This window comes from Dickeya parazeae Ech586, assembly GCF_000025065.1.
GTDB lineage: Bacteria > Pseudomonadota > Gammaproteobacteria > Enterobacterales > Enterobacteriaceae > Dickeya > Dickeya zeae.
The window spans coordinates 3106843-3120316 of record NC_013592.1 but is presented as its reverse complement, the minus strand read 5'-3'; the positions used below and the strand labels follow the sequence as shown (position 1 = coordinate 3120316).

Genomic DNA, 13474 nt, shown 5'->3' with positions numbered 1-13474 from the left:
CCTTCCTGATTAACCCCTGCCTGGCGCAGGCAGGGGCATGTCTTTTCTGAGCGGATTGATGTAATGCTTTATGGCTATTCCGAGTTAATCATGGATGGCGCGCGCATGACGTTGCAACTGGCGTTGTGCTCACTGGTGCTGTCACTGCTGATTGGTCTGATGGGCGCTGCGGCGAAGCTCTCATCCAGTCGATTGTTGTCCGGCTTTTTTTCTGGCTATACCACCCTGATTCGCGGCGTACCAGACCTGGTGCTGATGCTGCTGATTTTTTATGGGTTGCAGATGGTACTTAACAGCATCACCGAAACGCTGGGCGTGGATCAAATCGACATCGATCCGATGGGTGCCGGGATTATTACAGTGGGATTCATCTACGGCGCGTACTTCACTGAAACCTTCCGTGGGGCCTATCTGGCGGTACCGCGTGGCCAGATTGAAGCCGCTGTGGCGTTTGGCTTTACACCGATGAAGGTGTTTCGCCGCATTATGTTTCCGTCGATGATGCGATTTGCGCTGCCGGGCATCGGCAACAACTGGCAGGTTATCCTGAAGGCGACGGCGCTGGTGTCGCTGCTGGGGCTGAGCGATGTGATCAAAGCGACGCAATTAGCCGGGAAAGGCACGCACCATCCGTTCTTTTTCGCCATTGTCGCCGGTGTGCTGTATCTGGTTTTTACCACCCTTTCCAACGGGGTGCTGTGGTGGCTGGAAAAACGCTACTCGCAGGGAGTCCGGAAAGTAAATTATGAGTGAGATTCTACAACAATATTGGCAGGCACTGCTGTGGAGCGACGGCTATCGCCTTACCGGGCTGGCGATGACACTGTGGCTGCTGATTATCTCGGTAACCATCGGGGGGCTGATGGCGGTTCCGTTGGCGGTGGCCCGTGTTTCGCCGCGTCGTCGTTACTGGTTGCCGGTATGGGTTTTTACCTACGTGTTTCGCGGTACACCGCTCTACGTGCAACTGCTGGTATTTTATTCTGGCGTGTACAGTCTGGAGATTGTGCGCGGTACTGATTTGCTGAATGCTTTTTTTCGCAGCGGTCTGAATTGCGCTATTCTGGCGCTGGCGCTCAACACCTGTGCTTATACCACGGAGATTTTTGCCGGGGCCATTCGCTCGGTGCCGCATGGTGAAATCGAAGCGGCTCGTGCCTATGGTTTTTCGCGTTTCAAACAGTATCGCTGCATCATTTTGCCGGGTGCGTTGCGCATCGCCTTACCGGCTTACAGCAACGAAGTCATCCTGATGCTGCATTCTACTGCGTTGGCCTTTACCGTCACGGTGCCGGACTTGCTGAAGGTGGCGCGTGATATTAACGCCGCCACCTATCAACCGTTTTACGCCTTTGGCATTGCAGGCGCGATGTACCTGGCGATATCGTTCGTACTGATTGCGTTGTTCAGGAAGGCCGAACGCCGCTGGTTACGGCATCTTCACACCCGTTCATCCCATTAACCGTTCATTCCATTAAATTGTGCAGGAACAGATAAAGCATGCAGAATAATAAGCTGATGGTGACGGAATTGCGTAAGCGTTATGGTCAGCATGAGGTGCTGAAAGGCATTTCATTACAGGCTAAAGCCGGGGACGTTATTTCGATTATTGGATCATCGGGGTCGGGGAAGAGCACCTTATTACGGTGTATCAACTTTCTGGAGAAACCGTGCGAAGGGTCTATCCATGTGAATGGACAGGAAATCCACATGGTGCGGGACAAGGACGGCCAGCTCAAGGTTTTTGACAAAAAGCAGCTACAATTGCTGCGTACCCGGTTGACGATGGTGTTTCAGCATTTCAACTTGTGGAGCTTCATGACGGCGTTGGAAAACGTCATGGAAGCGCCGGTACAGGTGTTGGGGCTGAGTAAGGCGGAAGCCCGTAAACGTGCGGAGTTCTATCTGAATAAGGTCGGGATCACCGGGGCGTCACAGGAGAAGTACCCCTCTGATTTGTCTGGTGGTCAACAGCAGCGCGTTTCTATTGCCCGCGCATTGGCGATGGAGCCGGATGTGTTACTGTTTGATGAGCCGACTTCCGCGCTGGACCCAGAACTGGTGGGCGAAGTGCTGCGCATCATGCAGCAACTGGCAGAAGAGGGCAAAACCATGGTGGTGGTGACCCATGAAATGGAGTTTGCCCGGCATGTGTCGAGCCACGTGATTTTCCTGCATCAGGGCGTAGTGGAAGAAGAGGGCCCGCCGGAGGCGCTATTCGGCAACCCGCAAAGCCCTCGTTTACAGCAGTTCCTGTCTGGTGCGCTGAAGTAACGTTCACCTCACCGTAGACGTCTCGTTGCTCACATCACGCACTCCTCGCGCGGGTTGAAATCACTCAGCTGGCGCGAGGGTGCAACAAGTCGTTCAAGGCTTCTTCAAGTTCGAAAAAGCGGAAACCGAACCCAGCTTTCTCCAATTGCTGGGGAATGGCACGCTGCCCGCCCAGTAACAGTGTCGCGGCTTCCCCCATCAGTATTCTGAGTGCCCAGCCAGGCGTGCGCATAAAGCCGGGACGATCCAGCACATTCGCCAGCATGGCGGAGAATTTCTCGTTACGCACCGGATAAGGCGACACCATGTTGAAGGGACCGTTCAGCATGGGGGTATCCAGCAGGTATAAAATCGCGTTGGTCATATCATCGATATGAATCCACGGCAGGTATTGCCTGCCGGAGCCTATCGGGCCACCTAACCCGAGGCGGAAAACTGGCATCATTTTTGCCAGCGCGCCGCCTTCTGCCGATAGCACCACCCCGGTACGCATCAGGCATACACGGGTCTTATCGCTTTCTGCCTCCAACGCCAGCGCTTCCCAACGGGCGCAGAGCTCATGGGTAAAGTCATCGTGAGGCGGCTCATCTTCGGTCACCAGCGCCTGTCCCTGATCGCCGTAATAGCCAACGGCTGAACCGGACAAAAACACCGCAGGCGGCGTCTGGCTGTGGCGGATCAACTGTGCCAGTTGCCGGGTGATGTCCCAGCGGCTATGGCACAACCGGGCTTTCTGGGCTTTGGTCCAGCGCTTATCGGCGATAGGCTCTCCTGCCAGATTGATGACGCCATCAAAGCCATCCAACGAAGTTTTATCTTCCAGCCCATGCCAGTAAGTCACCTTATCGCCCAAGAGTCGCCGTGCACGTTCCGGCGAGCGGGAAACGACGGTGACCTGATGTGACAGGGACAACAAACGCGCAATCAGATGACGCCCAATAAGGCCGGTTCCTCCGGTAATCAGTAGCTTCATATGCTGGCCTCGCTTTGTGTATCAGGTTATTCCCCTGGGGCTGACGGTGGTGCTTTATACGCTGGAATCGCGTTGACTCACTCTGATTTCAGCATAGATGATTCATCTGTACCTGCCGGTGATATTACCCACATCTCAGGGAATTTTTATCAGCGGAACAAGCACTTTTCCGCTTAGCTGAAACAGCATAGCGTGATGGGATAACAACAGAAAGCGTCGCGATAATCCGCGAGATGATAATCGAGAGTGAAGGGATGGTGTACAGGAAGGGATCACGCCCGGTTAACCGGGCGTGGGGCTTCTCATTCGGTGTTTGTCAGGCTTTTGCGGCCAGTTGATAGGCTCGCTCTGTAGCCGGACGTTCGCGGATGCGTTCAAACCAGCTTTTCACCGCCGGGAAGTCGTTAAGATCAATGCGCTGGCGTTCATGCGACACCACCCAGGGATAGGTGGCGATATCGGCAATACTGTACGCATTGCCGGCCAGCCAGGTGTGCTCGGACAACTGCTTGTTCAACACACCGTATAGCCGTTCCGTTTCTTTCTGATAGCGCTCGATAGCATAGGGTACCGGCTGCGGAGCAAAGTGATTGAAATGATGGTTTTGTCCCAGCATTGGGCCAAAGCCTGCCATTTGCCAGAATAACCATTGCAGGGTGGTAGCGCGCTCCCGCATGTCGGTACTCAATAGTTTGCCGGTTTTTTCCGCCAGATAGAGCAAGATAGCCCCAGATTCAAACAGGCTGAGCGGAGCACCCTGATCTGCCGGTTGGTTATCCACAATCGCGGGGATTTTGTTATTCGGGGAAATTGCCAGGAACGCCGGTTTAAACTGGTCGCCAGCACTGATATCGACCCTGTGCAATTGGTAAGGTAATTGTGCTTCTTCCAGGAACAGGGTGATTTTGTGACCGTTAGGCGTCGGGGCATAATACAAATCAATCATGAATCATCTCTCCAGTGGGGGAATCATTGCCTTGAGGCTGAGGACTCCGAAAAGCAGTTTGCAGACAAAAGCCTAGCACCTTAGTGGATAAAACATAAATAACCGTTATGGCTATTCTTTTTCTTTCATACAGATAGCGCGGCGTTATCGTGGTTGAATGAAAAGCGTCAGGGCTGATAATTTTGCCTGTGATGACATGGGTTTTTGGTACTATAGCGAGACTGAATGTATTCACACATCGGGATAGAACCATGAAACTGATGTTTGCCTCTGACTTGCATGGCTCACTGTCAGCTACTGAAACCCTGTTGGACCGTTTTGAACAAAGCGGCGCCGATTGGCTGATTCTGCTGGGCGATTTTCTTAATCACGGCCCCCGTAACCCGTTGCCGGATCGCTATCAACCTGCGGATGTGGCGAGTTTATTGAATCGTTATGCGTCGCAGATTATGGCGGTGCGGGGAAATTGTGACAGCGAGGTTGACCAGATGCTGCTGCAATTCCCCATTACTGCCCCCTGGCAGCAGGTGCTGTTACCAGGCAACCGCTTATTTTTAACCCACGGGCACCTTTATCATCCGGAAAAACGACCACCGTTGCACGCCGGTGATGTGCTGGTGTTTGGTCACACTCATATCCCGGTAGCCGAGCGACGTGATGATATTTTTTGCTTCAACCCCGGCTCCGTCAGCCTGCCGAAGGGCGGTTACCCTGCCAGTTATGGCTTACTGGAAAACGGCGTGTTGCAGGTTGTGCCATTACAAGGCGGGGAGACTATTGCGCAGGTTGCGATTAGCCACTAATTTAGACGCTACTACTCTCAGGTTACATCGATAATTCCAATATTTCTAAAAACTGATGCGCATCAGCGCGTGATGACGAAAGGGTTTCAGAGGATGGTGGAACAAACACAGACGGCAGGTACAGAGTGGGTCGACATCGTTGATGAGAACAACGAGGTGATTGCCCAGTCGAGCCGCCAACAGATGCGTGCTCAGCATCTGCGACACCGCGCTACCTATATTGTCGTACATGATGGCATGGGCAAGATTCTGGTCCAGCGCCGTACCGAAACCAAAGATTTTTACCCCGGCTGGCTGGATGCGACTGCAGGCGGCGTGGTGCAAACGGGTGAAAATCTGCTGGAGTCGGCGCGCCGTGAGGCGGAAGAGGAATTGGGTATCGCGGGTGTTCCGTTTGCCGAACACGGCCTGTTTTATTATGAAAGCGATGATTGTCGGGTGTGGGGCGCGTTGTTCAGTTGCGTCATGCATGGCCCGTTTGCCTTGCAAGCCGAAGAAATTGACGAGGTGAGCTGGCTGACACCGGAGGAGATTACCGCGCGCTGTGATGAGTTCACCCCGGACTCACTCAAAGCGTTGTCGCTTTGGCTAAGCCGCAACAGCGGCAGCAACAATGATTACATCAAGCCGACACGTGTGACGGCGCGCGCTCAAAACGAGGAGCCGAGCGGAACACAAGACCATGATGCCGTAGAAGAAGAGCATTAATTGCCGTTACGGTGAGAATGGGTCGCATAAAAAACGCCAGCGGATGCTGGCGTTTGTGTTTCTGTCGTAGCGACGTATCAGTTGATGCGCCGCTACACCCTTATCAGGCAATCTGAGTAGCCTGAATAGCGGTCAGGGCTACGGTATAGACGATGTCGTCTACCAGTGCACCACGGGACAGGTCGTTAACCGGTTTACGCATGCCTTGCAGCATCGGCCCGATGGAAATCAGGTCGGCAGAACGCTGTACCGCTTTGTAAGTGGTGTTACCGGTGTTGAGGTCCGGGAACACGAACACGGTGGCTTTACCAGCAACCGGTGAGTTCGGTGCTTTGGACTGTGCAACGTCAGCCATGATAGCCGCGTCGTACTGCAGCGGGCCATCGATGACCAGATCCGGGCGTTTTTCCTGCGCCAGACGGGTTGCTTCACGAACTTTATCGACATCGCTGCCCGCACCGGAGTTACCGGTGGAGTAGGAGATCATCGCCACACGCGGGTCGATGCCGAAAGCGGCAGCCGAGTCGGCGGACTGGATAGCGATTTCAGCCAGCTGTTCAGCCGTCGGGTCCGGGTTGATGGCGCAGTCGCCATACACCAGTACCTGTTCTGGCAGCAGCATGAAGAACACGGAAGACACCAGTGAGCTGCCCGGTGCGGTTTTGATCAACTGCAACGGCGGACGAATGGTGTTAGCGGTGGTGTGAACGGCACCAGAGACCAGACCGTCAACTTCGCCTTGTTCCAGCATCAGGGTACCCAGTACCACGTTGTCTTCGAGCTGTTCGCGGGCGACCACTTCGGTCATGCCTTTGCTCTTACGCAGTTCAACCAGACGCGGGACATAGCGTTCGCGGGCTTCAACCGGGTCGATAATCTCGATACCTTTGCCCAGTTCCACACCCTGTGCAGCGGCGACACGCTGGATTTCATCCGGGTTGCCCAACAGCACGCACTGTGCGATACCGCGTTCGGCACAGATGGAAGCGGCTTTAACGGTACGCGGTTCGTCGCCTTCCGGCAGTACGATGCGTTTGCCAGCCTGACGTGCCAGTTCGGTCAACTGATAACGGAACGCTGGCGGAGACAGGCGACGTGAACGCTCAGAGGTGGCGGTCAGGGAGTCAATCCACTGGGCATCGATGTGACGAGCCACGTATTCCTGCACTTTTTCCACACGCTCATGGTCGTCCGGCGGCAGTTCCAGATTGAAGCTTTGCAGGTTCAGTGAGGTCTGCCAGGTATTGGTCTTGACCATGAACACCGGCAGGCCGGTCTGGAAGGCACGTTCGCACAGCTTGCTGATAGCCGGGTCGATTTCGTAACCGCCGGTCAGCAGCAGGGCACCGATTTCAACACCGTTCATGGCAGCCAGACAGGCAGCAACCAGTACATCCGGACGGTCAGCTGAGGTCACCAACAGTGACCCCGGGCGGAAATGCTCCAGCATGTGCGGAATGCTGCGGGCGCAGAACGTTACCGATTTCACGCGACGGGTCTGAATGTCGCCGGTGTTGATAACACGAGCGTTCAGGTGGTTGGCCATGTCGATGGCGCGGGTGGCGATCAGATCGAAGCTCCAGGGTACACAACCCAGAATCGGCAGCGGGCTGTTGGCAAACAGCAGCTTCGGATCGATGTTGGCAACGCTGGCTTTGGTCGAATCGTCAAAGATCTCAGACAGATCAGGACGGGTACGGCCCTGTTCATCGACCGGCGCATTCAGTTTGTTGATGATAACGCCGGTGATGTTTTTGTTCTTGCTGCCGCCGAAGCTGGAGCGGGCGATATCGATACGCTCTTTCAACTGTGCCGGGGAGTCATTACCCAGCGCCAGTACGAAGACGATTTCCGCGTTCAGCGTTTTGGCGATTTCATAGTTCAGCGCGTTGGCGAACTGGTGTTTACGGGTCGGTACCAGACCTTCAACCAACACGACTTCTGCGTCTTTGGTGTTTTCGTGGTAGCGAGCGATGATCTCTTCCAGCAGAACGTCCTGCTGGTTGCTGCTCAGCATGGATTCCACGTAGTTCATTGCCAGCGGTTCAGCGGCTGGAATGGCGGATGTGGCGCGAACGATAGTGGTGGTCTGATCCAGTGTGCTATCACCGGAACGTGGCTGGGCGATAGGCTTGAATACGCTCAGACGCACGCCTTTTTGTTCCATGGAACGAATGACACCCAGGCTGACGCTGGTCAGGCCCACGCTGGTGCCAGTAGGAATCAACATGATTGTACGGGACACGGCTTAACCTCTGTTTGCGGTTGCTCGTTGTTCAAAAACGATGCTGCTAAAACAACTCCGTCAGCCTGGGCTGACGGAGTGGGGGAGACTTAGGCGGTCAGGCTCAGTGCATCCTGAGCGATGACCAGTTCTTCGTTGGTCGGGATAACCAATGCCGGACGGGTACCGTCTTTAGCGATGTTGCCGCCTTTGCCGAAGCGGGCAGCCAGGTTACGCTCGTGGTCAACTTCGAAGCCCAGCAGACCCAGTTGCTTCAGCGTCAGCTCACGGACCATGGCGGCGTTCTCACCGATACCACCGGTGAAGATAACCGCATCCAGACGGCCTTCCATCAGTGCGGAGTAAGAACCGATGTACTTCGCCAGACGGTGGCAGTACACGTTCATCGCGCGCTTGGCGTCTTCTTTGGTTTCGTAGTTATCTTCCACGTAACGGCAGTCGCTGGTCACTTCAGTCAGGCCCAGCAGGCCGGATTCTTTGGTCAGCAGTTTATTGATGCTGTCTACGCTCATACCCAGCGAATCGTGCAGGTGGAAAACCACCGCCGGGTCGATGTCACCACTGCGGGTACCCATCACCAGACCTTCCAGCGGCGTCAGACCCATAGAGGTATCAACGCATTTGCCGTTGCGAATCGCGCTAACGGAACCGCCGTTGCCCAGATGGCAGGTAATGACGTTCAGTTCGTCTACCGGCTTGTTCAGGACTTTTGCCGCTTCACGGGAAACAAAGTAGTGGCTGGTACCGTGAGCGCCGTAACGACGGATGTGATGTTCTTTGTATAATTTGTACGGCAGGGCATACAGGTAGGCTTCTTCCGGCATAGTCTGATGGAACGCGGTGTCGAAAACAGCGACGTTCTTGTCTTTCAGGTGCGGGAATTCTTTCAGTGCTTCTTCGATGCCGATCAGGTGAGCCGGGTTATGCAGCGGTGCGAATGGAACCGCATCTTTGATACCCTGCAACACTTCGTCGTTGATCACAGCGGACTGGGTGAACTTCTCGCCGCCATGTACGATACGATGACCAATCGCTACCAGTTGAGCGGAGAGTTCCGGCTTCTGGCTGAGGATGGTGTTAACGATAAAACTCAGTGCTTCACTGTGGGCGGCACCGGCACCCAGTGCGGCTTCCTGTTTGCCGCCATCGATTTTCCATTTGATGCGCGCTTCTGGCAGATTGAAACACTCGGCCAGACCAGACAGGTATTCATCTCCGTTTACCGCATCAATGATGGCGAACTTCAGAGAAGAACTACCGCAGTTAAGAACCAGTACTAACTTACTCGACATGGAAGTACCTACTTGTTATACATGGTTAAAAAAATGTCATACAACGACTAGCGTAGCGCAGAAGACGGTTGACATTTATGATTAACATCATGGCCGGGTCAACTTTCCAGACATGACAACGGAAAACACCGATGTTGATCGACTGGCGGCGTATGAACGCCCTGACGAGGTGACATCGGCGCAGCAAAAAACGGCGACAGCAAATACCCGTGAGGGGGGCTGCGCGCTAAATCAACAATGGCCCGACTCGCTGAGTGACAGGCTAAAACGCTGTCTGAAAACACACAGACACTACAGTGACACGACAGCGAATACCAGACGGTGTCAGACGGCTTTTATCGCGGCCAAAAGGCTATTTTAGGATACCGATAGCAATCATTAAACACAAAATATATTTTAAGTTTGTCAATTGCAGTTGGTGATTTATACGAATTTTTTATTTTTTATACATGAAATTGAGGTTAAGCGTGACGACGAAACCCTCCGGTAAAACAGGATGGCTACAACTGTTCCGTCTTGGTCAGCACTATATGAAAACCTGGCCTGCGGATAAGCGTCTGGCGCCGGTGTTTCCTGAAAATCGTGTGGTGCGAGCCACGCGGTTTGCCATTCGCATCATGCCGCCATTGGCCGTATTTACCCTGACCTGGCAAATTGGATTGGGCGGGCAATTAGGTCCGTGCGTGGCAACCGCTCTGTTTGCGCTTAGCCTGCCAATGCAGGGGCTATGGTGGCTGGGGCGTCGTTCGGTGACACCGTTGCCGCCTTCTTTATTACACTGGTTTCATGAAATTCGTAATAAGCTGCTGGCGTCGGGGATGGCGCTGACACCGGTGGAAGGGGAGCCCACTTATCAGATGCTGGCGGATGTGCTGAATCGTGCCTTCAGACAACTTGATAAGACATTCCTGGACTCTCTTTGATGTAAACCCGGTTTTTAGCCAAAGACGCTGAGTTTTTTTCCATTCGATTCTGTTTTAAATCAAGAAACGACTGCCAGTCAGTGTGCGATTCTGCTGTCAATATCCCTTTCGTCGGAATCAGATTCAGGAGTGCACCATGGAAATGACCAATGCTCAAAGACTTATCCTGTCTAACCAGTACAAAATGATGTCGATGCTGGATCCCGATAACGCAGAGCGTTACCGTCGTCTGCAAACCATTATTGAACGAGGATATGGGCTGCAAATGCGGGAGCTGGATCGCGATTTTGGCGATTTGAGTGAAGATGTGTGCCGTACCCTTATCAATGTCATGGAAATGCACCATGCGTTGCAGGTGTCCTGGGCCAACCTGAAAGAAAAACCGGATATGGATGAGCGCCGCCTGGCGTTTCTGGGTTTCGATGCGGCAACGGAAGCACGCTACCTGGGTTACGTACGCTTTATGGTACATGTGGAAGGCCGTTATCCTCATTTTGATTCCGGCACACATGGCTTTAACTCACAGACCAAAATGTGGGATAAATACGTCCGCATGCTGGCGATTTGGCAATCCTGCCCGCGTCAGTATCACCTGAGTGCGGTGGAGATCGCACAAATCATCAATGCCTGATTCGGTTCAGGGGCAGATAAGTAAAGAAGGGGCTTTTTGTGGAGTGTAAAGGTTTTCTGTTTGATCTTGACGGCACGCTGGTGGATTCATTGCCCGCGGTGGAGCGGGCCTGGAGTAACTGGGCACGAGATCATGATATTGCGCCGCAAACGGTCCTGGATTTTATTCATGGTAAACAAGCTATTACCTCGTTGCGTCATTTTCTGGCAGGTGCCAGCGAAGAGACTATCCAACGAGAGTTTGTTGCGCTGGAGCAGGTTGAGGCGACGGATACGGCAGGTATTGTCGCTATGCCAGGCGCACAGGCGTTGCTGACTCGTCTGGATGAACTGGATATCCCGTGGGCGATAGTGACGTCAGGAACGGTGCCGATTGCCCATGCCCGCCATCGCGAGGCGGGGTTGTCTGCTCCGCGTGAGTTTATTACCGCAGAGCAGGTAGCACGGGGTAAACCCAACCCGGATGCTTACCTGCTGGGTGCCGAACGATTGGGGCTGTCGCCGGCAGAGTGTGTCGTCGTGGAGGATGCACCAGCCGGTGTGCTGTCAGGTCTGGCGGCCGGGTGCAAGGTTATCGCGGTGAAGGCACCAGCCGATACGCCACGTCTGGATGAGGTAGATGCCGCATTATCTTCTCTTGAGCAATTGCAGATTTCGCGTACAGCAGATGGCTGGGTGAACATCACCCTGAAATGATGGCGCAAACCCCGCTAAACATGATCAAGACCCTGCTTTGTCAGGGTTTTTTTATGGCATTCTGGGCTTAAGCGGCTCCTTTGGAAGAACCACTTCTGACCGGAGTGCCGCCTGATGAATAAGGACTGTTAACGTCAGGAGGAGGCATGTTGAGCAGTTCGCTAGTCTGGGTCGTCATTCTGTTATCGATTGCCATTGTGTTGTTTGCCACCGGTAAGCTGCGCATGGATGTGATCGCGTTGCTGGTAATCGTCGCGTTTGTCTTGAGCGGTACGCTAACGCTACAGGAGGCACTGATTGGCTTCAGCGATCCAAACGTATTCCTGATAGCGGCATTGTTTGTGATTGGTGAAGGTCTGGTGCGAACGGGCGTCGCTTATCAGGTCGGCGACTGGTTGATGCGTGTGGCCGGGCAGAGTGAAACCCGCATGCTGATTCTGCTGATGTGTACGGTAGCGCTGCTCGGGGCTTTCATGAGTTCGACCGGCGTGGTGGCTATTTTTATTCCCGTGGTGCTGAATGTTGCCGCACGAATGAAAACGACGCCAGCTCGTCTGATGATGCCGCTGGCTTTCGCTGGCCTTATCAGTGGGATGATGACGTTGGTGGCGACGCCACCCAATATGGTTGTCAGCAGTGAGTTGATACGAACCGGAATGGCCGGGTTCAGTTTTTTTAGCGTCACGCCTATCGGTGCCGTCGTTCTGTTGACCGGGATTGTATATATGCTGGTTGCCCGTTTCTGGCTGACCACAACAGATAGCGATGGCCAAAAAGACGGGTGGAAGCGTAAAACGTTTCGGGATCTGATTCGGGAATATCGGCTGACCGGGCGGGCGCGTCGACTGGCGATCCGAACCGGATCACCGCTCATCGGTCAGCGTCTGGACGATCTGCAATTACGTCAGCATTATGGTGCCAATGTGGTCGGGATTGAACGCTGGCAAAAGTTCCGACGCATTATGGTGAGCGTGAGTGGTAATAGCGAGTTACGGCTCAATGATGTGCTGCTGGTCGATATGTCGGCATCGGAAGTTGACCTGCGTGAGTTTTGCGCCACCCAACGGCTGGAGCCGATGGTGCTACGCGGCGAATATTTCTCTGAGCAGGCGCGCGATGTCGGTATGGCGGAGGTCTCGCTTATCCCGGATTCCGGGCTCTTGGGCAAAACGTTGCAAGAGGTCGCATTTCGCAGTCGCTATGGGTTGACGGTCGTCGGTATTCGCCGGGATGGTGAGGCGATGGAAGGGACGCTGGCTGACGAAGCGTTAAAGCTGGGCGATATCCTGCTGGTTATCGGCGACTGGAAAAACATCCGTCTGCTGCATCAGCATAAGCGTCATTTTATTGTGCTCAATTTACCGGCGGAAGTGGATGAGGTCGCCCCCGCCAGTAATCAGGCTCCACATGCGTTATTTTGTCTGGCGCTGATGGTGGCGATGATGCTCACCGACGAAATTCCTAATGCGATTGCCGCGTTGATTGCGTGTCTGTTGATGGGGCAGTTCCGCTGTATCAACATGGAAAGCGCCTACCGTGCGGTGCACTGGCCGAGCCTGATTCTTATCGTTGGAATGATGCCGTTTGCGCTGGCATTGCAGCAAACCGGTGGGGTCGCGCTGATTGTAAAAGGGCTGATGGAAATTGGCGGCGATGCTGGGCCGCATGTGATGCTGGTATGCCTGTTTCTACTGTGCGCGCTGACGGGGTTGTTTATTTCCAACACGGCGACAGCGGTCCTGATGGCGCCGATTGCGATTGCCGCGGCAGAACAGATGCAGGTTTCGCCTTACCCGTTTGCAATGATCATTGCGATTGCCGCTTCGGCTGCATTTATGACACCGGTTTCCTCGCCAGTGAATACGCTGGTGCTGGCACCTGGCGGATACCGCTTCAGCGATTTTGTTCGGGTCGGCGTACCGTTCACCCTGGTGGTGATGGTCGTTAGCGTGGTGATGGTGCCCTGGTTATACCCATTCTGACC

General features: G+C 54.1%; 13 protein-coding genes. 9 read left to right on the top strand and 4 right to left on the bottom strand.

The window, feature by feature from the left end; translation table 11 throughout:
• The first annotated feature begins 63 nt into the window (after positions 1–63).
• The 3 genes from DD586_RS13640 to hisP are packed head-to-tail and all read left to right on the top strand — an operon-like array spanning position 64 to position 2274.
• Complete coding sequence (locus DD586_RS13640; RefSeq protein WP_012885415.1) at positions 64–753, top strand: histidine ABC transporter permease HisQ; 690 nt, start codon at positions 64–66, stop codon at positions 751–753.
• Positions 746–1462, top strand: a complete 717-nt coding sequence (locus DD586_RS13635; RefSeq protein ID WP_012885414.1) for an ABC transporter permease — start codon at positions 746–748, stop codon at positions 1460–1462. The genes DD586_RS13640 and DD586_RS13635 overlap by 8 nt, the downstream gene beginning before the upstream one ends.
• A 38-nt stretch (positions 1463–1500) precedes the next feature.
• The gene (gene hisP, locus DD586_RS13630) at positions 1501–2274 is read left to right on the top strand and encodes a histidine ABC transporter ATP-binding protein HisP (protein ID WP_012885413.1); all 774 of its coding nucleotides are present in this window, start codon (positions 1501–1503) and stop codon (positions 2272–2274) included.
• 64 nt (positions 2275–2338) lie between these two features.
• Here hisP and DD586_RS13625 read toward each other — a convergent pair whose 3' ends face one another.
• Together DD586_RS13625 and yfcG are read right to left on the bottom strand one after the other, a co-directional pair.
• On the bottom strand, positions 2339–3247 hold the full coding sequence (locus DD586_RS13625; RefSeq protein WP_012885412.1) for a TIGR01777 family oxidoreductase: 909 nt from the start codon (positions 3245–3247) through the stop codon (positions 2339–2341).
• Positions 3248–3563: 316 nt separating this feature from the next.
• Complete coding sequence (gene yfcG / locus DD586_RS13620; RefSeq protein ID WP_012885411.1) at positions 3564–4193, bottom strand: GSH-dependent disulfide bond oxidoreductase; 630 nt, start codon at positions 4191–4193, stop codon at positions 3564–3566.
• Positions 4194–4444: 251 nt separating this feature from the next.
• Between yfcG and yfcE the strand changes: the two genes are divergently transcribed.
• A complete protein-coding gene (gene yfcE, locus DD586_RS13615) occupies positions 4445–4996 on the top strand; it encodes a phosphodiesterase (RefSeq protein ID WP_012885410.1) in 552 nt (183 codons plus the stop codon).
• A 93-nt stretch (positions 4997–5089) separates the two neighbouring features.
• Positions 5090–5704: an NUDIX hydrolase YfcD gene (yfcD, locus tag DD586_RS13610; protein WP_012885409.1), complete on the top strand. Its 615-nt coding sequence runs from the start codon at positions 5090–5092 to the stop codon at positions 5702–5704.
• 103 nt (positions 5705–5807) lie between these two features.
• Here the strand turns inward: yfcD and pta are convergent, their stop codons facing one another.
• Both pta and ackA read right to left on the bottom strand, forming a co-directional pair.
• Positions 5808–7949, bottom strand: a complete 2142-nt coding sequence (gene pta, locus DD586_RS13605; protein WP_012885408.1) for a phosphate acetyltransferase — start codon at positions 7947–7949, stop codon at positions 5808–5810.
• Positions 7950–8038: 89 nt separating this feature from the next.
• Entirely contained in the window at positions 8039–9241 is a 1203-nt protein-coding gene (ackA, locus tag DD586_RS13600) for an acetate kinase (RefSeq protein ID WP_012885407.1), read from the bottom strand.
• A 467-nt stretch (positions 9242–9708) separates the two neighbouring features.
• Between ackA and yfbV the strand changes: the two genes are divergently transcribed.
• From yfbV to DD586_RS13580, 4 genes are all read left to right on the top strand, one after another.
• The gene (yfbV, locus tag DD586_RS13595) at positions 9709–10164 is read left to right on the top strand and encodes a terminus macrodomain insulation protein YfbV (RefSeq protein WP_012885406.1); all 456 of its coding nucleotides are present in this window, start codon (positions 9709–9711) and stop codon (positions 10162–10164) included.
• Positions 10165–10300: 136 nt separating this feature from the next.
• Positions 10301–10795, top strand: a complete 495-nt coding sequence (locus tag DD586_RS13590) for a YfbU family protein (RefSeq protein ID WP_012885405.1) — start codon at positions 10301–10303, stop codon at positions 10793–10795.
• 38 nt (positions 10796–10833) lie between these two features.
• A complete protein-coding gene (locus DD586_RS13585) occupies positions 10834–11490 on the top strand; it encodes a sugar phosphatase (protein WP_012885404.1) in 657 nt (218 codons plus the stop codon).
• Between the two features lie 146 nt (positions 11491–11636).
• On the top strand, positions 11637–13472 hold the full coding sequence (locus DD586_RS13580; protein WP_012885403.1) for an SLC13 family permease: 1836 nt from the start codon (positions 11637–11639) through the stop codon (positions 13470–13472).
• Positions 13473–13474: the final 2 nt, after the last annotated feature.

Coding starts and splice junctions, on each gene's coding strand:
- DD586_RS13640 (WP_012885415.1), top strand. CDS start 64: ATGCTTTATGGCTATTCCGAGTTAATCATGGATGGCGCGCGCATGACG.
- DD586_RS13635 (WP_012885414.1), top strand. CDS start 746: ATGAGTGAGATTCTACAACAATATTGGCAGGCACTGCTGTGGAGCGAC.
- hisP (WP_012885413.1), top strand. CDS start 1,501: ATGCAGAATAATAAGCTGATGGTGACGGAATTGCGTAAGCGTTATGGT.
- DD586_RS13625 (WP_012885412.1), bottom strand. CDS start 3,247: ATGAAGCTACTGATTACCGGAGGAACCGGCCTTATTGGGCGTCATCTG.
- yfcG (WP_012885411.1), bottom strand. CDS start 4,193: ATGATTGATTTGTATTATGCCCCGACGCCTAACGGTCACAAAATCACC.
- yfcE (WP_012885410.1), top strand. CDS start 4,445: ATGAAACTGATGTTTGCCTCTGACTTGCATGGCTCACTGTCAGCTACT.
- yfcD (WP_012885409.1), top strand. CDS start 5,090: ATGGTGGAACAAACACAGACGGCAGGTACAGAGTGGGTCGACATCGTT.
- ackA (WP_012885407.1), bottom strand. CDS start 9,241: ATGTCGAGTAAGTTAGTACTGGTTCTTAACTGCGGTAGTTCTTCTCTG.
- DD586_RS13590 (WP_012885405.1), top strand. CDS start 10,301: ATGGAAATGACCAATGCTCAAAGACTTATCCTGTCTAACCAGTACAAA.
- DD586_RS13580 (WP_012885403.1), top strand. CDS start 11,637: ATGTTGAGCAGTTCGCTAGTCTGGGTCGTCATTCTGTTATCGATTGCC.